Here is a 24,071-nt window from a genome sequence, read left to right on the forward strand (position 1 = left end):
TAGGGGCGAAAGATGTTTCGCCCGTACTGAGGTCAGAGGTTAAAGAACAGAGGTTTATGTTCAAGGATTCTTCAATAATTCCGAGATTCGGGTTTTGAGCTTTTCTTCAAGATGGTCCTCAAAGCCGGTGATGACCTCCGCGATTTTCCCGGCACGGTCAATCATCACGATTCGGGGCAGGGCATCGGCTCCATAGGCTTCGACCGCGTATTCCCGTTGCGGCAACAACACAGGAACCCTCAGATTGTATTTGGCGATCATTTTTTTGACAGTAGCCTGAGTGATTTCCTGATCCACATTCACATACAGGAACTTCACAGGCTGGTCTTTCATGCTTTGAGCCAGCCGGTTGAAGGCGGGAATCTCCCGAATACAGGGAACGCACCAGGTCGCGAAAAAATTGAGCACCACCACATTGCGTTGTCTCAGGGCAAGGTACTTGTCGCCCTGTTCCACAAATTTGAGTTCTTCCAGCAAATCACTCACTTTGAGTTTTCCGGGTTCCGGCGCTAATTCCCCGGATAAGTCAGGAGCCTCCCTGCCCACCAGGTCTTCCGCGTAAAGCGTAGGTGACATAAGGCACTGGACGAGCAGGCACGCTAACAAGAAGGCTTTCAGGTTCATCAGGGTGGCCTTGAAACAAGAGGTTAAGAAGAGCGGGATTGGTTATTTTTCGGAAAAGAAAGATGAATTTAGCCTAAACCTTTCAAACGCAACCATGGTTGTCAAGAGGTTTTTATGATTTTATTGAAAGCGGAAGGCTGATCTTCAAAACCGGAAGGTGGGACAGATCCATCAGGGCGTAATGGAATTTTGGCTGTTCAACTCCGGATCAGTTGAAAGCTGGCGCGTTTGAACTCACGACGGTTCAGGATTTCAAGGTAATGACTGGCCAGCATGTAAAGATTTTCTTCATGTTCATCGAAATCTGTCGCGGTGGAAATGCTGACCAGTCTTGAAAAGTGCATGCGGGCGTCATGCAGATTTTTTTTGCGAAAGGCAATGACACCCAGATGGAACAGGGCTACAGGGTGATTGCTACTTAATTCAAGGCAACGGGTGAATGTTTCCTGGGCTTCATTCAATCGATCCAGTGCAAGGTATAGCCTGCCGGTTTCCAGCAAGAGCTGGGTCGTTTCCTCTTTCGACAGTCGATCGGCTTTGATGTCGGCTTCCATTTTTTTAAAAAACACTCCTGGATTGGTTTTTTTACCAAAGTATAAGGGAAATCGCAGTGGTTTGAACGGTTCCATGGCTTTGGCCTCAGCTTCAGAAATTTTGAGTAATTGAGCTGTCAGCGTTTCCGCGTATAAATTTGATAAAAATTCTTTATCAACCCGAAAGGGTAAGGATGCCTGGCAGTTTTTACAGTTCAACTGATCAGGAGTCCATATGTGGATGTTATCAAACACACGGCGCTGTTCAATCATTTCCTGATCATAATACAGAACAGAAATAGGATAACGGTAGGAGGCATGACATTCCGGGCATAAAATTCTCACATGAGGCAGTGTGCCTCCTTCCGTCGTTGAAATCAGTGGATGATGGTCATTCAAGGGATTGGGGATGTTGTGAATCAGACACAGCAATTCAATCAACTGGGCGAGTTCCGATTCGTCCTCACGATAATGCTGGAGCAATTTGGGGAGGAATGATTGATCAGGATAGTATTCCATGAGTTCAAAAAACAGATGAAAATGCTGATTGATCAATACCGTGAAATGCTTGAGCATGATCTGAAGCGATTCCTCATCAGGCAATCTCGCGAATAATTCCAGCGCGTAATCCACCTGGTCATGCTGTCCAGTCAGGATATAGTTTTCCAGCCTCGTTTTATAAATTTCTGAAAGTTTGGGCAATAAAAATGTCAAATTGTGCTTCCACGGTTTCGGAAGAACCTGCGGGAAGGGGTACTCCACTTGATCGAGTTGCCTGGTGATCAATTTCCATAAGGCGTCTCTGGCGGTGTCATGAGAGAACGTTCCTGACAGCGGAGGCGAGGTTACATGATCAAAAGAAAGATCTGAAAATAGTTCTATGACCTGAACCATGAAACCATTTCTGAGGATTGCGGAATGGTAAAGCCGGGATATGGTTGCTGTGTGTTGTTCAGGGGACGCCATGCATTGCTGTTCCACTTGCTTGATCAGATGAAGCAAGGGCAGAGACATGATAAAATTAAGCTCACGATCCTGAATTTTGAGAATCGTGTCTTCCCAGCAGGGAATCACAATAGCACCAAACGCACGAACACAGGCGGATTCCAGTGATTCATTTTCTGTTTGAGGAAACTGGCTGAAGAGAGACTGCATCAATGCTGGTATCTGCTCAATGGCACGATTTTGACGGGTTGCGTCAAGCTGATCCAGCAAATCAAGGCAGGAGGTCTCCAGATGAACACCTAACACATTGGCGCATTCCTGATACATCATTCGAAGAGAATAGCCATAGCCCATGCGGACTGAAATATAATCAATGACCTCATCTCCTTCAAATATTTCTGTCAGGTGTTGCAGAAACAGGGGATCAGCAAAATTTTTGCGATAATGCGTGTAATGCCGGATTAATTCTTCAATTTGAGCCGGTGTGGTTAAGGCTTCGGACAAGACACCAAACAAGGCCAGTGATTTGACATGGCTTTCATAATGATCTGTCAGGATCTGAGCCAACGCTGTCCAGTACTTGATGTTGTCAAATAACAGCATGCTTTGCGCGGCACTCTGGAGTTCCGGTATATTGAATTCGTTGGCCTGCAACAGCTCTTCGGTCCACTTCATCAAGGCGGGTTCAGCATTTTCATAATGCAGTTCTGCCAGAGCCGTTGCGCTGGCGATTTTCAGGGTTCCTGAGGATTGGTTGAAAATTCGAAACAGTGGAAATCCCAATTCCTGGATCTGGTATTGTCCAATCAGGTAAATGCCGGATTCCTTGATTTCATCCGTGTCCGATTCAATGAATTTACGGGCAAATTTTTCACAGTCTTTCCCCCAGTGTTCAGTCAGATGGTAGGCGGCCCACATCTGAATCCTGATATAGGGAGAGTCCAGGTGTTTCAGCAAATTTTCATAACTCAACACATCCATTGATATCCTCCATTGATGTCAGATTGTTTAGGAACGACAAAAGAATAACGGCCCAAAGTTTTTTAACACACAGCCCTTGCCCAGGTCTGTAGAGACGTGCGAATCGCGCGTCTCTACGCATGCACGGCAGGAGATGTTTTTTGAAAAGTTATGGAAGTTATTTTTCGAATGTTCCTTAAGATTGATCACACCTATTCTTATTCAAGAACCGTTCAGCGCTCAGGGAAGGGCCCAAGTTCATCTCCGAAAACATTAATAGCCATGTCATACGCCGTATCGACCGACTGAAATCGATATCTCCCCAGGACAGTTCCTTCCGGTGTGATGAGCATGATCAGCGGTTTCGTTGTTTCTGTCGCATAATATTTGTTCGCGAACAGTTTATCCCAGTCAATCAGGACGCGCGCCTTCATTTCCTTTGGAATTTTTACATCAATCATGGACATGGCCATGGCATTGGGCAGAAATCGGGATATTCCCGGGGAAATGACCATGAATGCTTTTTCAGGAAATCGGACGAACAGTTTCTTGTATAGCTCAGCCGCCAGTGGAATCGTGTCTTTTATTGGTGCCAGCACAATCAGAACAGGGGTTTTTACGACCTGATTCAGCTTAATTTCTTTTTCATCCAGGTTTTGGTATTGGGACCGCATCGGATGCGCTCCATAGACGGTTGAAGCGCATAACAGCAACAACAGAATCACAGTTGAAACCAATTTCAACATTTTTTTTTCAGCAGGAGCAGGGATTGATGTGTTTTTTTCAGTATGCATGAGATGCCGGCGTGTTTAACATAACCTTCAGATTCAGAAAGCAATGAACAGATTTTTATTCAGATATGCATTCTTTTACAATTTTTTTGCCATTTCTATGTTTTAGAATGAATGGAACAGAAAGTATCAATCAACAATCGTGCTTCTGCGGTGTGATGCATGCGAATCCATGAGGCACCCTGATGCAATCCTGTGCAGGCCGCTGCCAGTCCCGGAATCTCCCGTTCCTGAACATTGAGAACCCTGCCTGGACGGATGCGTGATAAAAAGGATTTCCGTGAAGGACCGATCAGCACTGGAAACCCCCAGGCGACCAGTTCGTCCAGACGTCGCAGGATCTCAAAGCTGTATTGAGGATTGCCGCTGATAAAAAATCCCATGCCCGGATCAAGAATGATAGCCTCTTGTCGAAGGCCCTGTTTTTCAGCCCAGAGGATTCGTTCTTCAAAAAAAGCCTTTACCGTTCCCATAACATCCGTGTATTCCTTTGATTCTGTCGAAGTTCTGGCAGAAGTGTCCTTGGAATACATCAACACCACAGGGGCTCCTGTTTCCACAAGAACTTCCACCAGGTGTGGATCACCCCGGAGCGCGGTGACATCGTTGATCATGTCGGCGCCAGCTTCAATCGTTTTGCGGGCAACGCCCGATTTCCAGGTGTCAACAGAAATCCAGACATCACTTTGGGCTCTGAGTGCTTCAACGACAGGAAGGACACGCAGTGTTTCCTCAGTTTCGCTCACATCCAGACTACCGGGACCGGAGGATTCGCCACCGATATCAATACAGTCCGTTCCATCCTGACACATGGAAAGTCCCTGCTGGAACGCATGATCCTGCTGGAAATATTTTCCACCATCAGAAAAAGAATCAGGGGTGACATTTAAAATCCCCATCAATCGGGGTTTTTCCAGTGAAATTGTTTTGCGACCGGAAGTAATCTGTCGTATGGATTCAATGGGGAATATATCCATAATCTGTCAGGCACATGAAAAAGGAATACATTTTGAACATCAGGTTTTGAAATATCCGGGGAAGATTTCTTGAGAACCATCACACCGTTGATCATCTATGGCTGAAGTTAGCAAAAAAGAACGTCAGGAACAAATGCTTCGTCAATTCGCACGAATTGACAAGTTTTTGCAGGCAAACTCAAAAAAGTTCTATCAGGAATATGACACGTTCAATGAGTTTCTGGTGGAAACACGACTGCACATTCTGGAACAGGCTGAGCACCTGCAACGTGAACATAATGAGGAACTGACTGAAGAAATGCGGGATGTGTTGTCCATTGACGCGGAAGATGGCATTGCCAACAGACTCAACATGATGACGCTGATTCTTGCGAGAATGGCAAACCCGCCCCTGTTCAATTTTTTAATTCAGCACAAACTCAATGTAAAAAACATTGAGAATCTGTCGTTTCAGCAAATTCCTCTGGAAGTGGATACTCTCCTGTTTATCACCAATCCGTTGTTGGCCTTTGATCTGGTGTTTGATCTGCTGGAGTTCCGGAACAGGCACAATCGTTTCGTGCATCTTTACATCACCAATCGTATCGCACGCTGGTTGTTTCGATTTACCCAGTTTGTGATCAACTATGACCAGTTTGACAAGGTCATTCACCTGACCTTGCTTCAACCCGCGCGGTTTGATGCTTACAAGGACAAATTTGTCAAATCAGTCCATTTTCTGGCCGCGGAAGCCCTGGATCATATTCTCAATGATAAAAAATCCATTTATGTGAATGATCTCCGACGTCTTTATCTGATATTGAGCCGAACCCTGTTTATTGCGGCACGTTCAGGTCAAACAATAGCGCCAGAGATTCTGGAAATGCTGACAGATCTGATTCCGATCATGGACATGGATCCTGAACAGTTGAAAGAAGACGGTTTTTATGCGGAGTATCAGGAAATTCATTTTATGAATCCGCAAAAAGTTTTTTTGCAGCAATTCACAGAATTACAAAAGCAGGATGTCGATCATGTTCTGGTTTTTCTGGGTTCGATTCACCCCGTGGACCGTAATCAGATTCTGCAAATGGTCTATGATCGCACCCGTTTGTATCCACTCAAATTGTTTGCGTCGATCAAAAAGCATTATCAGCAAAATGATGGAGTGATTCCGGTTTATTATAAAATGGTCGCTGAAAGCCTGCGTCAGATTGTGGATTATCATTCTGTCAAGAATGGGGGAATGGTCCGCAAGGAAATTTATGAACCGTTGTTTTTTCAGGAACATCTTTCTCTTGCGGATCACAAGATTGAGGCACCTTCAGACGAATTGCTGCACAAACCGCAGGAATGGCTGACTCCCGGGCAGATTTTTGAAGTGTTCCACAAAGCCGGTGCGGGAGATGATAAAAAAATGCTGTTTGATCTTGCCAGCCTTCCCTTCTGCTACATCATGATTGAATTCGGGCGTCCATCTTACCACACATTCTCGCTCATTCATCTGTTTATTCTGGACCTTCAGCCTAAAACCTACCGGGATATTCTAGGGTATCTTGCGGGATCACTGCAAATGGATTCACGGGAGTTGGATGTTTGCCTGAAACAAATCAAGGCCTTGAGCGATTTCACTCAGGATCTGGTAATTAGAAACAAGATCCGGCGCAAACGAATCAAGATGTATGACTCTAAAAATCAGTTGAGGTTCTATGATTTTAATGCCGCGCTGGTTGAAATAAATGATGAACTGGAAGCACGCTATCCACAAATTCTGTTCAGATTTGAATACAGAAAAATGCTGATGGAGTTTCTGGAAGAATCCAAACGTTGGTTGGCTATCAAGAAAGGTCAGACGGTTCAGGCACTTACCGCTGATGATATGCATAAACTGCTTTCAGGTAAGGAATGGCCGCTGGTGGTTAAAGCGCTGAAGGATTCTGTGATTGGCCGGGTGTATTCCGAAAAGTACCAGGCTTTGATGGACAATGAGGATAAACTGCGAAAAGAACTGCTGGAGATTCATGGGCTTCAGCAACAGGTCGTTGATTATGAGAAACTGAGACAACTGGCCACCGATGAAAATAAGGAGAAATCCCGGATTTCAACAGAAACAGTCAAGCAGAGGCTGGCAATATATGATGTCAAAACCCAATCATTTGAAGTCATGTCCCAAAATCCCACCCAGAAAGAACCATGGTTTGTTGAATGGGGACGAACACCTCTGCGTTTTATGACACCACCACAGGTGAATCCACAAATCACCATTTTTACATGGTTTGATATGGCTGTTCTCAACATAGACGGTCAGACAAGGAATACGCTCATCAGTTATTTGCAGAATACTCAGCAACTGGATGAAACTGAAGTGGCCATTTTAAAGCAGAATATGGTTCAGTTCTGGATGCTTCTCAAACGTCTGACCGGAAATATAGAATGGAAACAACAGCCACAACTCTGGAAACAGAACAACGGCCATATTGATTATTCCCTGATGCTGAAATTGCTGGGTCAGATTCATGAACCCTTAGCCTCCCAAATGCCACAGATGACAGAACACAGGAATGATGTTCAGGCCCATTTGACCTGTCTGCATGAAATTCAGAAAAATCTCATAAAAAACGGGGCCTCCACGCCATACGGTGTGTTGTTCACCCAGAAAATGATGACGGCGCTGGCTTCTTCAGATGACCCGACCAAGGCCTTGTCTGTGATGAAACAGTCAGAAAAAAATGCCGGTCATATGAAATATCTGGCTTATGCCTCCAACACACCGGATATCTTCCGGGAGCGTCTCAAAATTGAATATCAAATCAATTACAGGATCGTGAAGTATTTTCAGCAGAACCAGGATTGAAACAACGGAATCATTATGTCAGGTTTCATTTCAGGTTCAGTGCTGGCTCCGGCGGCTATTGGTGCCGGGTATGCGTTGTCGAAAGTCTTGGCTCTCCGCTGGTTGTGGCCTGATTTGCTGGAATATCAGGATTTCCGATTCCTGTTCCTCTCGGGGATTTTACTGGGATATACCCTGCGCCCTGTCCTTCAACGCATCTACTGGAAATACCCCACAGGCGCCTTCGCCGTTGGACTCCTTCTTTTGGGCCTGGGCACTCCCGGGAAACTGCCTGAATTGCTTTTGACGGATATTCCCGTGCAGGAATGGCTGTCCCAAAGCGCAATGCTTGATCTGGGGCCCATTCTTGTGACGGCATTGCTGTCTCCGTTGCTGATTCCCTCTTTTCAAACGATGATCTCCCGGCAGGTTTTGCTGTCACAATTAAAAGCAATTTTTTTTAATACAAGCGGCAGTCTGAAAATAATCGCCGCGGTGGTGTTTTACCAGGCCTTGTTTTTCATGATTTATGGAATTTATTATTGGGACGAATGGGCCTCAGCCTCACGGCCATCTTTTTTATCGCCACACTTACCGCTGGTGTCTCAACTGATTTTGATCGGGTGCAGGGGATTGACGATTTTGATCGCTTTCATGCCTGTTCTGAGTATGATCACCAGTCAGAACCGCTGGAAGGTGACGTTGGTTTGTACCAGTCTGTTGTTTGTGATTGCGGATTTTATTCCGACTTTTTCGCAAATTTCCGGAATTTCCCCCGTTTTATTATTTGATGATCTCATTCTAAGGCTTTTCCTTGACATTATTTTCTGTTACGGTGTAGCCGTTTTGTTTGTGTGAAAGAACTTCCCCCTGTCATAGAATCTTTCCCACAGATTTCTAACCTTATCTGGAGCATACCTTGAGCGAAGAAAAAATTGAGTTGAAAGGCACCATCGTTGATTCATCCAATGGCATTTTTAGAGTTAAACTGGAAAATGACCATGTGGTGATTGGTCATCTTTCCGGGAAAATGAAAATGTATAAAATCAGGGTGCTTCCCGGCGATACTGTCACTGTTGAACTCTCGCCTTATGATCTGTCACGTGGAAGAATTGTCCAACGTGAGAAAGTCCAGCCATCCTCATAAAGATGACAAGCCGAAAGATCTTCAGGTTCTGATTCCATCATGTTTCTGAAAAATATTTATCAGTAAATCTCAGTATTTATCAACGAGGTGATTCACATGGAATAGTTTTTTCATGTGCAGATAAGGTTGTGCACGGCAAGGGGTCATTCTCCTTTATATCTAAACATTCTTCAGAGCAGGAATATGCTGAATTCCATTGTAAATTACTTCTCGGCGGATCTGGCAATTGACCTGGGGACAGCTAATACCCTGGTGTTTATGAGAGGACACGGAATCATTATCCGGGAACCTTCAGTGGTGGCTGTCAAACGGGATATGAAAGGCAACTTCAAGGTATTGGCCGTGGGACAGGAAGCCAAAGTGATGCTGGGACGGACACCCGGCAGTATCATTGCGGTGCGGCCCATGAAAGACGGTGTGATTTCTGATTTTGAAATCGCGGAAGAAATGCTCAGGTATTTTATCCGTGAAGTCCAGAAACGCCGAAGCCTGCTCAAATTCAAACCACGTATCATCATCGCTGTTCCCTCCGGAATCACTCAGGTTGAAAAACGTGCTGTCAGGGAATCTGCCAAATCAGCGGGTGCCAAGGAAGTGTTTCTCATTGAAGAACCTATGGCCGCGGCCATTGGCGCAGGACTGCCAATCACCGAAGCCAGCGGCAACATGATTGTGGATATTGGCGGAGGAACCACCGAGGTGGCCGTGATCTCACTTTCAGGAATTGTTTACAGCGATTCCGCGAGGGTCGGTGGTGACAAGATGGATGAAACCATTCAACAATACATCAAACAGAAATACAATCTGCTCATTGGCGAACGAACTTCAGAAGAAATCAAAATGAAAATAGGCTCAGCCTATCCGCTTGAATCGTTACGAACCATGGAAGTCAAAGGACGTGATTTGTTGACCGGGATTCCCAAAACATTGATGATCAGTGATTCTGAAATCCGTGAGGCACTTTCAGACGTGTGTGATGCCATTGTGCACACGGTTCGCAACGCTTTGGAACGCACACCTCCGGAACTGGCCTCAGACATCGTGGACAAAGGCATTATCCTGGCTGGTGGCGGATCCCTGCTTGCCGGACTGGATATTCTGATTCGTGAACGCACCGGACTGCCTGTTTCCTATGCGGATGATCCACTGAGTTGTGTGGCCATGGGAACCGGCAAGGTTCTGGACGAAATCAATCTGCTATCCTCTATTGCGCTCGACTAACATCATTTTTCAGGTCATGTCACATTCTCCTGTGACATGACGTTCCCCCTCATTTTTTCCAATAATTCTTTGATCCAATAAATCCCTTATGAATTTATTTACGTCTACCATTGCGCAATGGCTGTCTGAAGTGTTTCATGAATTGATGCCCTCTGAAACATGGGATCAGACAACTCTGGAAAATTCCCTTGAAACGCCGCCTGATTCTTCCATGGGGGATTATGGTTTTCCCTGTTTCCTGCTGGCAAAAAAGTTTAGAAAGGCACCTCCGCAAATCGCGATCATGCTGTGTGAAAAACTGGAACCCGCGGTTAAAAATTCGCCCCTGTTTTGTGACGTCAACGCGTTGGGACCTTATCTCAATTTCAGGGTTAATTTTTCCAGCATGGCCGCTGAAGTTCTGCCCAGAGTTTATGACGGGAGCTATTTTCGTGAGAATGCCGGACAATCCCGGAAAAAAGTCATGATTGAATATTCTCAACCCAACACCCACAAGGGATTTCATGTAGGACATCTGCGAAATGTAGCTCTTGGCGACTGCCTTTGCAGGGTTTACCGTTACAATGGTTATGAGGTGATTGCCGCGAATTATATCGGTGATGTCGGCACGCATATTGCCAAATGTCTGTGGTATTATGAAAAATTCAATCAGGAAACTCCGCCCGAAACCCTCAAGGGCGAATGGCTGGGGACGCTGTATACCAAAGCCACATTGATGCTGGAAGACGCGTCTGATACGGAAAAAGCAGAATACCAGCAGGAAATCAGCCGGATTCTGGCGGCTCTGGAAAGTAAGGATTCCGTCTGGATGAAAAAATGGGCCGAAACCCGTCAATGGTCGCTGGATGATTTCAATGAAATTTATCACTGGCTGGATGCGCACTTTGATCATGTGTTTTATGAATCAGATGTGGATGACATCGGCAAACAACTGGTGCTGGCTGAACTGGAAAAAGGCACATTCATTCGCTCTCAGGGGGCTGTGGGTCTTGATTTGGAGGATGCTTCACTGGGTTTTTTCATGTTGCTTAAAACAGATGGAAATACGTTATATTCCACCAAAGATCTGGCACTGGCTCAAAAAAAGTTTGATGAATTCAGGATTGAACACTCCATTTATGTGGTGGGATCTGAACAGACTCTGCATTTCAAACAGGTGTTTGAAACACTCAAACGTATGGGCTACGCCCAGGCTGAATCCTGTTTTCATCTGCCTTATGGCCTGGTGGTACTCCCCTCAGGAAAAATGAGTTCCCGTAAAGGCAATGTGATCATGTTTTCAGATTTACGCCAACAGGTCACAGACTACATCAGAAAAAATTACCTGGATCAGCATGCGGGGGATTGGGATGACGCGGAAATTCAGGAAACAGCCCGTCAGACCGCCGTTGCCGCCTTGCGGTATGGAATGCTCAATCAGGATCCAAACAAGCAGATTGTGTTTTCCATGGAAGACTGGCTGGTTTCAGAAGGGGATACCGGAACGTATCTGATCTATGCGTATGTCCGGGTTCGTAGCATCCGTCGTCAGGTGCCCGTGGAGCTGACGGCTGATGTGTCATTTGACGTGTTGACCCATCCTAATGAACATGCCCTAATTCGTAAAATTTATGATTTCAACCAGATGGTCAGTCTGGTTGGCGCACAATACCGGCCCTCCTTACTCACCAAATTTTTATTTGAGATGTGCAAGGATTTCAGTCGGGCTTACAACACCTGTTCCATCAAATTTGCGGAAAATTCTGAAATTCAGTCAGCAAGACTCTTGCTTTTTCACTCTGTAGCAGAAATTTTAAAGCAGGGACTATTTTTATTGGGCATCACCCCCCCTGAACGAATGTGATATTTTTATATTTTCCCGGAGGATTATGGAAAAAGAACTCAAGATTGAAAAAATGGAATTTAAGGACAAGGCATGGTTGCGGATGGAGAATCCTCGAAATCTGATGACTGTAACCGGGGTGATGATGTTTGATGAAATGCCTGACAGGGATCATCTGGTGGCGACGCTCAAAGTTCGTCTGCTTTCTCTCGACAGGTTCCGTCAGAAAGTGATCAAGCGCGACAAAACCATTTATTGGGAAGAAGTTCCAGAATCTGAAATTGATTTTGATTATCACTTGACTCCATTGACCCTGGCGGATCCCGGGGATGACACAGAATTGGAAAAACTGGTCGGTGAACTCGCCAGTTCACCTCTGGATTATCATCGTCCGTTGTGGCAGATGTTTCTGGTCAGCAACTATCATGGAACAGGGGCCGCACTGGTTGTGAGGATCAATCATGCCATTGCCGATGGTATTTCGTTGATTCAGGTCTTGATTTCACTGATGGACAATGAGCCCAATCAACCCGTTCCGACGCCTGAAGACGGCTTTGTCGCCAAATCACCGTTGAGCTTGTTTCCTTCAGGATCTTCGGAACCTCCGGAAAAAAAATCCCTCAAGGATCTGTTGCTGTCGCCTTTTATGCTGCTGTTTCGTATTCTTTATACGATATACAAGGCGTTCTTCCTGCTTCCGGACACAACCACTATTCTGAAAGGGGAACTGACCGGCAAAAAAGGATTTGCCTGGTCAAAACCGATCCCCTTGAATGATATCAAGGATATTGGCCGGAGTTTGGGGGGCAAACTGAATGATGTCATTCTCACGATTGTGACAGAAGCCTTGCGTCAATATCTGAAGAATCAGAACGCCTATGTGGAAAAAGCCAACATCCGGGTAGTCATTCCGGTCAATGTGCGCCCTCTCACTGAAAACATATCGCTGGGGAACAGGTTTGGGTCCATGTTTCTTGCTCTGCCATTGTCCATTGAGGATCAGGTCGCCTGTCTGAATGAAGTTCAGCGCAGAACCCAACGGATTAAAAACTCCTTTGAAGCTCTCGTTTTATACTGGATGACCGCTTTTTCCGGAACACTGACCAAGAAATTTCAAATGTTTTTTCTGGATATGTTCACCCAGAAATCATCACTGAATCTCTCCAATGTTCCCGGCCCGAAACAGACCCTCTATGTGGCGAATGTTCCGATGCAACGCATTATTTTCTGTGTTCCGCAACCGGGCCGACTGGCAATGGGTGTCAGTATTCTGAGCTACAACAACAACATCATGTTTGGTGTCACCGGGGATCTGAACGTTTTGAAAGATCCACACGCCATCGTCAGAACATTTGAGGAAGAAGTGGAGAAACTCAAAGCGCTGGCGAACATCCGGTGATGGAATTAAAAGTTCTTCTTGTGTTTTCCGGTAAGGACCACTAGCTTCGGCTTTCGGTTTATTCATCAGATCTCTTCTTGGGAGGAAGAGAGGTGCGAACCCTCCGCTGACCCGCAACTGTGATTCAGGGCATTGTCCTGATAAGCCAGATCTTCCCAATAACCTGATTCTTCGTGGAATTGAGGAAGGTTATGTCCAGTCTCTCAACAGCCTGTCTGTTTTTCTTTCTGACTGTCAACATCCCTATTGTCATCTCGTTTGTATAAAATCTGAATTCAGCATGTTCAATTCATGCCTGAATTGGGGTTTCCAAACGTGGGTGCCATATTTCAACTTCATTGATGCCTAATGTTTCAGAGATCCGGGAATATTCCTGGTTGTGGGACTGGATATCGGTGTCCGGTTATTTTGAAAAACATTCACAGGATAAAAATATGAAATCGCTGATTTGTTATACGCTGATGGCGTGTATGTTATTGACAATGTCACCAGATCTTATGGCTGAAGACATGACGAATGCCAATGAACCCGTAAAACTGGAGGAAGTGGTGTCGGTGGCGACACGTCGTGAAGTTTCAGTGGAACGTGTCGGTGGAAGCTCTGTATCGGTCATCACACAGGAGGAACTGGAAAACCGTCAACAACCGCAGGTGAAGGATGTTCTCAAGGGCACTCCCGGACTGGATATTTCCTCTAGTGGTGGAATGGGTGGAAGCAGTTTTGTGCAGGTTCGAGGGGCAGATTCCAAGAACACGCTGCTGCTCATGGATGGTGTCATGCTGAATGACCCTGCCGGAGCCAATCGTGGCGCGGATATTGGCGGAATGACCCTGGATAATATTGAACGGATTGAAATCATTCGTGGCCCCCAAAGCGTACTTTATGGAAGCAACGCCACGGCCGGTGTGATCAATCTGGTGACAGCCAAGGGCAAAGGGACTCCGGAATATTATGTTGGTGCTGAATCCGGCAGTTACAGTACCAGCAAACTCTATCTGGGAGGCAAAGGCTCAATGGGTGCGTTTAATTTCTCATTCAACGCAACACAACACCAGAGCGAAGGGTTTTCTGTAGCGGATTCACGCAATACCAAATTGCCGGATGATGGCAATACCGATGAAGCGGATGGCTGGCACAATACAACCATTTCAACCCGCTTGGGCTATGAACTGTCAGAAACTTTTGAAATCAATCTGTTTCTAAGAAACACGCAGTCGTCTAACAAATATGATGACTTTGATGCTGTTTATAATGGTTCTGGTTCTGGTTTTGCCGGTGACGAATTCACTTTTGACCATGTAACATTTGAATCCATTGCCCATCCCGATGGCAAACATAAGCAGGAACAGCAGGAGATCAGAACAACCGGAAAGCTCGAACTGCATGGTTTCGCCATGGATAAAACACTGGAATGGCGTGTTTATCAGAACATGATGACAAGTGATCGCACCAATTTTGATGCCAACGGCGATAAAAGTTATGATTTTCTGGGAAGTTCCAATGAAACAGGAACGCAGGTGGATTGGTTTGTAGGCGATATTCAAATTATCAGTCTGGGTGGTAGCCAGTATACTGAAATGATGAACAGTGATGCCAATTTGATTTCTGATAAAAGTGCGGCAACTTCCAGTTTCTGGACTCAATACGAACTGGATGACGATGCCCTGAATCTGGTGCTCGGCGCAAGAAACGATAACCATGAAACATTTGGTTCCGCAACCACTTACCGTCTGGCTCCGGCTTATCGGATTGAATCCATTGATACGAAAATCAAGGCCTCTTACGGAACCGGATTTCGGGCACCCTCTCTGTATGAACTCTACTCCGCCTATGGTAATAAAAAACTGGAAGCGGAATTGAGCACAGGAATGGACGCGGGATTTGAAGTCAAATTCGCAAAATCATGGAAAGCCGGTCTCACCTGGTTCAGCAATGTGTTCACGAACCGGATTGATTATGATTTTACAACTTCAGCTTATGCGCAAGTGGAGGGAGATACACTGACCAGTGGTACAGAAAGTTTTGTGGAAGGTGTGCTGTCACCATCCATGGAATTGGGGATCAATCTGACACAAATGTCCACCGAAGATCCCAATGGCGAGCCACTGCCACGGCGTCCGGAATTGAAAGCCCTGATCAATTTTCTGTACAAACCGCTGGAAACCCTGAAAATCAATACCGATCTGCATCATGTGGGTGAACGTGATACGGTTCCCTTCACTATGGATAAAGATGGCAATACTGTGGAAACGCTGGATGCGTATGCGTTGATCAATGTGGCGGTGACTTACGATTATTCACCGATGTGGCGTTTTTATGGCAGAGTCGATAACCTCTCAGATGCCTATTATGAAGACGCATGGTCCTATGGAACTTCCGGCAGAGCGATGTATGCTGGAATCAAGGCCACATTCTAGGTTGGAGGTATGATGAACCGGAACTTTCTGTTCAAAATCATGCTCTGTTGCCTGTCATGGACATTGTTCACAGGAATGATTCTGACAGATGTTCTGGCAGAGGATTGTGGAAAGTATGATCCTGACAGGGACTACTTTCCGCACAAGACGACCTTGCGTTATGCGAAGGGTTTCAGTGTCAGTTATCACCAACACTATAAACTACTGGAAATCCCGATGGGGGCCGACAATAGCCAAATGGTACGGTATTGGCTGGTGCAGTGCGGCACACCGGTGCCGGAACATTCCGGTACTCTGGATCAGGTGATCATTATCCCCTCAAAACGGGTGATTCCTCTGGCAACCACCTACCTTCCCTTTCTCGTGCAGTATGGCATGGCCGAAAGAATTGTTGGCGTTTCCCGTGCGGCGTATGTCAACACACCGTTGATTCGTGAACGGTTAAAGTCAGGTCAGATCAAGGAAATCGGTGTGGAAGGCAACATGGATTTTGAGGCTATTCTTAAACTGGAGCCTTCCTGGATCATGCCGATTGGGGATGCTTCCGTGCTGGATGGCGATTTCGGCAAACTTAGGCAGATGGGTGTTCCTGTGGTGCTTCACCGGGGTTTTCTGGAAGAAACACTATTGGCCAGTGTCGAATGGGGCAAAATGATGGCTCTGTTTTTTAACGCTGAAGACGAAGCTGAGCGTCATTTTGAACAGATTCGCCAAACCTATGAATCGCTGGCGGACAAGGTTCGGCAACCACCTCGACGGCCTGTTGTTCTGGCCGGCAGCATGTTTCAGGGCGTGTGGTATGTTTCCGGAGGTAAAAGCTTTTTATCAAGGCTGATCCACGATGCCGGTGCCCGTTACCTTTGGGAAGATACCGATTTTCGGGGGAACCGCCCCTACGATTTTGAAAGCCTGCTCTCAGAAGGACAACACGCTGAATTCTGGATCAATCCCGGCATCTGGAACAGCAGGCAGGAAGCTATGGCTGAAGATCCACGCTATGGATTGTTTGATGCCATGACTCACAAGGGCATTTATAACAACAACCGTCAACTCAGCCCTGATGGTGGCAATGATTACTGGGAAAACGGGTTGGCCAATCCGCATTTGTTATTGGCGGATCTCATCAAAATTTTTCATTCTGAGGTGATTCCAGACCATGAATTGATCTGGTACAAACAACTGGAATAATCGTTAGGGATTGCACAAAAAATAAAATACCAAAGGAACGGGATAACAGTTAACGGTAGCCCGGGGTTACGTCCCCGGGAATGAGCCGGGACGTAACCCGGCTCTACCAATCATCCCGGGATGGTATCTTTGACGGGACCTGAAAGTTGGTATGGTATTTATTTTGATGTCCCTTAGAGGCAAGGCGATGATGAAACTGAAAAATTATCCCAGAACTTTTTTAAGACTGAGCCACAGGTGTTCCAGCGCAAGGAGTTTGTTGGCATTGTTTTGAATGTCAATCCGGGTTTTGATCACCAGCTCAAAGGCCTCTGTGATCCGGGATTCTGTATAGAGAACGGCCGCTTGTTCAAGTTCGCGGTGATAGGTGGGATAGAACAGTTTTTCCGGCTTCAGGCCACACTGAATCCAGCGCAGATCCCTGAACCAGAATTCCAGCAGGCTCAGCAAAAATCCCCATTCATTATGCTTGGTGCTTTGCCATTCCTGACAATGTTTGAGCAAAGTTTCCATTTGCGGAGAAATGGATTGGCTCATGATGGTGGCAAGGCGCTGATGCAATTTTCTGATGGAATCCAGACGATTGATCCAGTCTTCCTGGATTTGTCCCATGGCAAGCGATTGCAAAAATTGCCGATCATTTTCTACTAACTGAAATTTTTCGCGTAAAATCTGATCCACATGAATCGGGTTTAAATAGTAAAATCGCACCATCTGGCAGCGGGACACAATGGTTTCCAACAGTTGTCCGGTTGATTCCGCCAACAGAATAATCAGAGTAGAGAGCGGGGGGTCTTCCAGGGTTTTTAAAAACGCATTGGAGGATTCCTTATTCAATTTTTCGGCACTTTTAATAATGACGATTCTTTTTTTTCCAATTCCCGGATGAAACTGAACCCATTGTCCCACCTGCCGAATCTGGTCGATCCGGATATCACTGTCCTGAGGTTCCACCAGCAGGACATCCGCATGGGACTGGTGTTCAATCTGCCGGCATGAATCACAATGACCACAAGCATTGCCAGGGGTTGAAAGACAATTGACGGCCTGGGCAAAAAGCAGGGCTGTCTGAAATTTGCCCACATGATTGGGGCCGCAAAACAGCCAGGCGGAAGGCATACGTTCCTGACGCAGGGCTTTCTGGAGTGATGTAATGGCGTGATCCTGTCCCAGGATAGACTCAAAGCCCATAGCATGAAAAGGAAGTTTGGAATGAAGGAAGGAAAGAAGGGGAGTGAATCCCCTTCCCTGAATTATCTTTTGTCAACAGGCACATACTCCCGTTGAACTGGTCCTGTATAGATTTGACGTGGGCGACCGATCTTGGAGGGCTGATGTTTCATTTCACGCCAGTGAGCAATCCATCCGGGCAGACGACCAAGCGCGAACAACGCTGTAAACATTGGAAGCGGGAAACCAATAGCCTTGTAAATAACACCGGAATAAAAATCCACATTCGGATACAGTTGCCGTTGAATGAAATACTCATCCTTCAGGGCAATTTCTTCAAGTTGATAAGCAAGATCCAACAGTGGATCATGGCCCACGATCTTGATGACTTTGTCACATTGCTGCTTGATAATTTCAGCGCGTGGATCAAAGTTTTTATAAACACGGTGGCCGAATCCCATAAGCCGCACCCCTGATTTTTTACTTTTAACCTGTTCCACAAACTCCTTGATATTCCCTCCCTTCGCATAGATACCCTGTAGCATTTCCAGCACCGCCTGATTGGCTCCACCATGCAGAGGACCTGACAGTGCGGCAATTCCAGAGGATACGGAAGAATACAGATTGGCTTCGCTACTACCCACCATACGCACAGTGGATGTCGAACAGTTCTGTTCATGATCAGCATGCAGAATCAGCAGAACATTCAGGGCTTCGACAAACTCTTTGGGAGGCTGATATTCAGCGGCTGGTAGAGCGAACATCATGTGCAGAAAATTGGAACAGTAATCCATGTTGTTTCGTGGATACATAAATGGCTGCCCCACACTTTTTTTATAAGTCCAGGCTGCAATGGTGGGTAATTTGCCCATCAGTCGCCATATCAAAAGATCTACAGCTTGTGGATCTTCATAGTTCACATCGGTATAAAACGTGGAAAGTGCTGAAACCACAGACGATAAAATCGCCATGGGATGGGCTGTTTTAGGAAACGCCTGGAAAATATGTTTCAAATCCTCATGAATCATCGTGTGATAAGTCACATTGTTTTTGAATTCAGCCAGTTGTTTGGTATTGGGCAATTCTCCATAAATCAGCAGGTAAGTCACTTCCAGAAAGTCAGATTTTTCCGCCATCTGTTCAATGGGATATCCACGATATCGCAAGATGCCTTTTTCTCCATCGAGAAAGGTAATGTTGCTGGTGCATGCACCAGTATTGACAAAACCCGCATCGAGTGTGATCATGCCGGTTTCTGCCCTCAGCTTGGAAATATCCAGTGCCAGTTCTCCTTCACTTCCTTCAATCACCGGAAGATCATAAGATTTTCCACCAAATTCCAAACGAGCCGTTTTTCCCATAAAGCCTCCACATTGATCAGTTTAAGGAAATCTGATTGAGGATTCCTCAATCAGTGTGATCTTCATCTATTGAAGTGCTGACAATTTGAGTCGGGCAAATTTAACAAAATTGAATGATCAGAGCAAGATATACTTCACCGATCTTCACCAGCGATTTCAGTCAGGACCCCATGGCCTGATTATTGTATTCCATCAGGCAAGCCTGTTCGAGGGGCAGAAAATAATCATTTGATAAATCTCTTTCAGCAAGAGGAAGTATGCAGGTGCAAAACAATCCTGTGGCGATGACCGATAAAAATCCGGTTTCCCAAAAAAAAGAATTACAGTCCGATAAGGCTGAACTAAAAGGTGATAGTGGTGTCGAAAAAAAAGATGGAACCCTGGAATCTGACAAGGAAAAAACCTCAGTTTATCTGAAAGTTGTGTCCCGGCTTGAGAGTATGATCAAAAAAGGAGACTTGTCTGAAACTTCGCTCAAGGGATTTTCCAAAGCTGTGCAGACCCGACTTGAGGAAATGAAGGAAAACGATAAAAAAACTTTAAGCATGCTTGAAGAATTTAAGGCCCTCAAGTTGGAAGGCCTGGAAAAAATTCCGGAATTTCTGGAAAAAAATATGAAAAATCCTCAAAACGCTGAAAAAATTCTGGCATTGTTGAAACATCCAAAATTTGCTGAACTCATGGATGCCAAACGGGAACAACCACCTCAAACCTACAGTCCGCAATCCTTGGGTGTTAAGGGTGGAAAAAACCTGACTCCGGGTAATATGAAGGAAGTTGTTGCCCCAACGGGTGGAGACGCGACGGTCCACGCTCCTGGAGGTTCTGAAGGAGGCGTAACATCACCTTCAGTCAAGGAATCCACACCAACCAGGCCCGTCAATGAGGTGCCGGTAGAAGCCGGTCCAGTTGATTCGGCCGCAGTATCTCAGGCAGCCTGATCAGCTTGGACTATCTTCATACGAATCTGAGATTATCGGGGTTTTGATCAAATGAAATGAGCCATCCAGTTTTCCCCCCTGAAAGATGCTGATACCGCCGGGAGGGGAATAAAAATTTCCTACGACTTCTGCTTCAGAGAGCAGCGTGATCGTTGATTCCGCAACAAGATCTCCCTTGATTTTCCCATTTATCACAATCGACCGGGCATTGATTTTCCCATCAATGTCCGCCATGGTTCCTATCGTGATTTCATTTTTTCCCAGGATGGTTCCTCGACAATTGCCGTCAATTCTGGCAGAGCCATTGCAAGTGATTGTTCCTTCAATATGGACATCGGAGGCAATGTAGCTGGAAATAACTTTCATAGCGGATTATCCTTTCCTTAGCATGTCAGGAATTTACTGTTAAACTTTAGGATAAGTGAATAAAAATGAGGCCTCTCGGCATGGTTTCTGAATACTAACGCAGGAAACGGGGTTATCACAATATAATATTTTTAACGCTAAAGAATTCCATGGGACTTTTTCAGGCTTTTAAGGAGCATCGTAAACAACAGCGGATAATAACCCGGGATTTTTCCCGGATCCATATCACTCCACCTGAAGTGGAAGTGAATCTGGTTGATTTGTCGCTCAGGGGAATTCGAATCATGAGCCGGATTTCGCTGGATTTGGGAAACTCACTGAGTCTGTATCTGTTTGATAAAACGTTCCGGACTCAGGCTAAAGTCTGCTGGGTCAAACGCCTTGACGATCAAAATGAACAGGAAATTGGTCTGCATCTTGAGTTGCCGGATTTTTCAGATCTTTTTGAAGAAATCAATCAGGAAAATAAACTGAATCTGTTGATTCTCACTGCGTTGCCCTTTGCCAGGGCCTCCATTGAAAGTTACGTTCAGTTGACCAATATGAATATTCAGGTGATTGAATCCTTCGAAGAACTGCCTGCCAGCCTTAAACAACACCCCTGGGATCTGCTGTTGGTTGATCTGAAAGCCGAAGATTCCCGAACCTTGACTTCTATTTTGCAGGATTCTGTTCTGCCTTCGAGTTTACCGGTGATTTTATTGACAGACCGGATCTCGAAAGACATGTCAGAATGGCGCAAGCAGTATTTTTTTGTGGAAATATTCAGAAAGCCGGCTGATCCGGATGAAATTGTGAAACGATCCTTTATTCTCAGAGAACAGTCTCTCCGATTTCAAACGATGGATCAACTCCGCAAAAAAGCCATCGACGAACTCACAAATACCCAGAACATGATGAATCAACAGTCACAGGAGATGATGACCATGCTGACCCAGGTCATGGAACAATCAGAAGTAATGGGACACCTCATTCAGTTGCAGGAAGCCTTGATGGCCATGAATTCGCTCAATGAAGTGGTATTGTTTGCCCAGCAATGGGCCATGCAGAATTTCAAGGCCTCAATCAACCTTTGGCATTGCGCAAAAGCACCTTTTTATATTCTGGGACAGGAAGTGCCGGCCCATTCACAAATGAACTGGGACCAGCGAATCGGCAAAATCAATCATCTGCTGGGCAAATCTACCAAAATTCTGCAGGATGGAATCACACTGATACGAAAAAATGATATTGTGCTGGAAGTGGTGGCTCAGGAACCCGGACTGGATATTGTGGATCGATTGACTTTTTTTATGAAAATCCTGATTCCCGTCTTGTTGTACAAAGGCAATCTCCAGCTACAACATCCATCTTCCTGAATTATTCAATAATGAGGCGAATCAGGATTGTGCTCCTTTTTCAAATCCCTGATTGTCAGGAGTTATGCAAGCTCACTCAATTCATTTTCCCTTACCTGCGAAACCCGAAATCAGCGCACTCCTCCTGTCTCTGCTGTGCCTTGCCTGGTGGACTGTTGTATTCACAGCCGAAGTCCGGGGCATTGAATTTGTGAGTAGAGGGGGTGATTCCATCCTGGAATGGGGGATCGAAGTCGGACCAGGCCGGCCTGTTCCATCATGGACACGGGTGCATCTGAAAAATATTTCTCAGGAATTGATCCTTCTCTCTTCGTTTCAGGTGATTGCACTGGAAAATATCAGTCAGGACACCTCAGGGTTTTTGACGGCTGGAATCAAAATCAAGCCTGGTGAGTCCACAAATTTTCTCATTTTTCCTCAAATTCCTGAACGCCTGTTTCAATATGATTTTCATTATGCCTATCTGCTGGGAACGGATACCACAGGGATCGACTCTGGAACCTATCATTCGTCACGAACATCCTATAATCCAAATGAAGCGTTATTGTCACAGGCCTCGGAGGAACGTGATTCAGCAGGAATTCGCAGACTCAGAAAGTCTATCATGACTCAGAAAAATCTGGTACTCAGTCGCTTTGAGGCATGCACTGAAGTATTGCTTGAAGCACAGAAACCGCATTGTGCTTCCGATGAAGTTCTGGTTGAAAAACGCATGAATGAATGTGACTGCTTTCAGAAATACACCAATAGCTGGGTATGCCAGATTCGTTATATCGATCATTGCCAGTTGCGTGAGTTAGCCGATTTCAGGTTGGTTACAGGGGTTATCGTTGTGCCTTCATCGCAGATATCGAAACGTTCAGCCGCATGTAACTGGGCACAATGGCAGGCAAAAAAGAATCATTGTCTGTCTGCACAGGAAAAATTGCTGGACTCTCAGATCCAATCCTGCTTATGTGACAGCAACCAAGGGGAAACTTATAAAAAGTGTTACCTACCTTACAGAAATAATTGTGTTTTCCAGACAACACTCAACGCTGTTTCCATACAGGGGTTATCTTCCCAGGTGATGTTGCAGGATTTTCAGGCGACTCCTGAAATTCCCGCGAATGAAACAGAAAACAGCCAGACATCTGAGAATCAGCAGGAGGAACAAACTCCACCTGCCGAGTAACACTAAAAAACGGAGTGGCCTGAATGAATAAAGTATTGAATATCAGGAATTTCATTGTCGTAATCGAGATCATCATTCTAATGTCCATTTGGTGGTCTTATGCGGTGGTTGATGCCGCAGAGCCTGAAGATTGGTCAAAAATACAGAATTCCCGTGAAATTGTCGACTATCTGGATTTTCTGTTTCTATACCCTGACGGTGTGAATGCGCCGATAGCCAGGCAACGCATTGATGCCATACAACACAACAACATCGATATTGTGGAATCCAATACGGATCCCACAGAATGTCTTCTCTGCGGGGGCTGGGAAATTTCCGGGCATTCCAGCAGTTTCAGTCTCAATCCTGATGGAACAGCGGTGCTCCAGCAGGTTTTTGCCACCAAAGATGTCACGTGTCTTCTCCGTTATCGTAACTGGGCTATCGAAGATGATGTTTTGGTATTTCGTCATGGTGAAGCATCCTGTCAGAACAGAAAAAAACACATTCTTGAGGATTTGAAGATATTCTTTCGCATGGAGAATCAAGATACCCTGACCCTGCGTGGAGAACAGGATGTGGTTTATAAACGCAATCCGGATCTTGTGATTGAGGACCTGAAAATCACCGGCATTCCCCAATTGTGCATTTATGACCAATGCCTGCTGGCACGTGGCAGCACCTGCGAGCAACGTCAGGTTCTGTTTGAATGTGTGGAATACACTTATGAAAACACTACCTGTACCGATCAACTCGGCTCTGACTGGAAACCGCTGAAAACAGTAAGGCCCCTTCATTTTGACTCCATGGACGACTGTCAACAGGCACGTGCCGGCATGTCTGAACGTTACGCTTCACAATGATTTTGACCTTTCCTTTTATTTTG

Annotated in this window: 19 protein-coding genes; 12 read left to right on the forward strand and 7 right to left on the reverse strand. The window is 45.7% G+C overall.

The features are described 5' to 3' along the window. Window positions 1-60: 60 nt before the first annotated feature. The 4 genes from HQM11_00550 to folP all read right to left on the reverse strand — a co-directional run bounded on the left by HQM11_00550 (window position 61) and on the right by folP (window position 4,752). Window positions 61-576 (reverse strand): redoxin family protein, encoded by a 516-nt coding sequence (locus tag HQM11_00550; protein MBF0349486.1) that lies wholly within the window; start codon window positions 574-576, stop codon window positions 61-63. A gap of 245 nt (window positions 577-821) precedes the next feature. Next, entirely contained in the window at window positions 822-3,083 is a 2,262-nt protein-coding gene (locus HQM11_00555; protein ID MBF0349487.1) for a tetratricopeptide repeat protein, read from the reverse strand. A gap of 212 nt (window positions 3,084-3,295) precedes the next feature. Continuing rightward, window positions 3,296-3,808 (reverse strand): hypothetical protein, encoded by a 513-nt coding sequence (locus HQM11_00560; GenBank protein ID MBF0349488.1) that lies wholly within the window; start codon window positions 3,806-3,808, stop codon window positions 3,296-3,298. 143 nt (window positions 3,809-3,951) lie between these two features. Next, window positions 3,952-4,752, reverse strand: a complete 801-nt coding sequence (gene folP / locus HQM11_00565; protein ID MBF0349489.1) for a dihydropteroate synthase — start codon at window positions 4,750-4,752, stop codon at window positions 3,952-3,954. Window positions 4,753-4,927: 175 nt separating this feature from the next. On the opposite strand from folP, the gene HQM11_00570 reads away from it, so the two are divergent. From HQM11_00570 to HQM11_00605, 8 genes are all read left to right on the forward strand, one after another. After that, window positions 4,928-7,663, forward strand: a complete 2,736-nt coding sequence (locus HQM11_00570; protein ID MBF0349490.1) for a hypothetical protein — start codon at window positions 4,928-4,930, stop codon at window positions 7,661-7,663. A 15-nt stretch (window positions 7,664-7,678) separates the two neighbouring features. Then, window positions 7,679-8,500, forward strand: coding sequence for a hypothetical protein (locus HQM11_00575; protein ID MBF0349491.1), 822 nt, complete (start codon window positions 7,679-7,681; stop codon window positions 8,498-8,500). A gap of 61 nt (window positions 8,501-8,561) precedes the next feature. Further along, entirely contained in the window at window positions 8,562-8,789 is a 228-nt protein-coding gene (gene infA, locus HQM11_00580; protein MBF0349492.1) for a translation initiation factor IF-1, read from the forward strand. Between the two features lie 183 nt (window positions 8,790-8,972). Then, entirely contained in the window at window positions 8,973-10,010 is a 1,038-nt protein-coding gene (locus HQM11_00585) for a rod shape-determining protein (protein MBF0349493.1), read from the forward strand. Between the two features lie 88 nt (window positions 10,011-10,098). Continuing rightward, window positions 10,099-11,853: an arginine--tRNA ligase gene (argS, locus tag HQM11_00590; GenBank protein MBF0349494.1), complete on the forward strand. Its 1,755-nt coding sequence runs from the start codon at window positions 10,099-10,101 to the stop codon at window positions 11,851-11,853. Between the two features lie 25 nt (window positions 11,854-11,878). Continuing rightward, on the forward strand, window positions 11,879-13,231 hold the full coding sequence (locus HQM11_00595) for a wax ester/triacylglycerol synthase family O-acyltransferase (protein MBF0349495.1): 1,353 nt from the start codon (window positions 11,879-11,881) through the stop codon (window positions 13,229-13,231). A 434-nt stretch (window positions 13,232-13,665) separates the two neighbouring features. After that, window positions 13,666-15,648 (forward strand): TonB-dependent receptor, encoded by a 1,983-nt coding sequence (locus HQM11_00600; protein MBF0349496.1) that lies wholly within the window; start codon window positions 13,666-13,668, stop codon window positions 15,646-15,648. A gap of 9 nt (window positions 15,649-15,657) precedes the next feature. Beyond that, window positions 15,658-16,836 carry an ABC transporter substrate-binding protein gene (locus HQM11_00605; GenBank protein ID MBF0349497.1) on the forward strand — a complete coding sequence of 393 codons (1,179 nt, stop codon included), beginning with the start codon at window positions 15,658-15,660 and terminating at the stop codon, window positions 16,834-16,836. A 204-nt stretch (window positions 16,837-17,040) separates the two neighbouring features. On the opposite strand, the gene holB is transcribed toward HQM11_00605, so the two are convergent. Then, complete coding sequence (gene holB, locus HQM11_00610) at window positions 17,041-18,027, reverse strand: DNA polymerase III subunit delta' (GenBank protein MBF0349498.1); 987 nt, start codon at window positions 18,025-18,027, stop codon at window positions 17,041-17,043. A 62-nt stretch (window positions 18,028-18,089) separates the two neighbouring features. Next, the gene (locus HQM11_00615; GenBank protein MBF0349499.1) at window positions 18,090-19,367 is read right to left on the reverse strand and encodes a citrate synthase; all 1,278 of its coding nucleotides are present in this window, start codon (window positions 19,365-19,367) and stop codon (window positions 18,090-18,092) included. Between the two features lie 257 nt (window positions 19,368-19,624). Between HQM11_00615 and HQM11_00620 the strand changes: the two genes are divergently transcribed. Next, on the forward strand, window positions 19,625-20,308 hold the full coding sequence (locus HQM11_00620; protein ID MBF0349500.1) for a hypothetical protein: 684 nt from the start codon (window positions 19,625-19,627) through the stop codon (window positions 20,306-20,308). On the opposite strand, the gene HQM11_00625 is transcribed toward HQM11_00620, so the two are convergent. After that, on the reverse strand, window positions 20,309-20,674 hold the full coding sequence (locus tag HQM11_00625) for a polymer-forming cytoskeletal protein (GenBank protein MBF0349501.1): 366 nt from the start codon (window positions 20,672-20,674) through the stop codon (window positions 20,309-20,311). 149 nt (window positions 20,675-20,823) lie between these two features. Between HQM11_00625 and HQM11_00630 the strand changes: the two genes are divergently transcribed. The 3 genes from HQM11_00630 (at window position 20,824) to HQM11_00640 (ending at window position 24,048) form a co-directional block, all read left to right on the forward strand. Beyond that, window positions 20,824-22,032 (forward strand): PilZ domain-containing protein, encoded by a 1,209-nt coding sequence (locus HQM11_00630; protein MBF0349502.1) that lies wholly within the window; start codon window positions 20,824-20,826, stop codon window positions 22,030-22,032. 64 nt (window positions 22,033-22,096) lie between these two features. Then, window positions 22,097-23,206, forward strand: a complete 1,110-nt coding sequence (locus tag HQM11_00635) for a hypothetical protein (GenBank protein MBF0349503.1) — start codon at window positions 22,097-22,099, stop codon at window positions 23,204-23,206. A gap of 23 nt (window positions 23,207-23,229) precedes the next feature. Beyond that, the gene (locus tag HQM11_00640) at window positions 23,230-24,048 is read left to right on the forward strand and encodes a hypothetical protein (GenBank protein ID MBF0349504.1); all 819 of its coding nucleotides are present in this window, start codon (window positions 23,230-23,232) and stop codon (window positions 24,046-24,048) included. Window positions 24,049-24,071 lie beyond the last annotated feature (23 nt).

The sequence above is a fragment of the SAR324 cluster bacterium genome (assembly GCA_015232315.1).
Lineage (GTDB): Bacteria > SAR324 > SAR324 > SAR324 > NAC60-12 > JADFZZ01.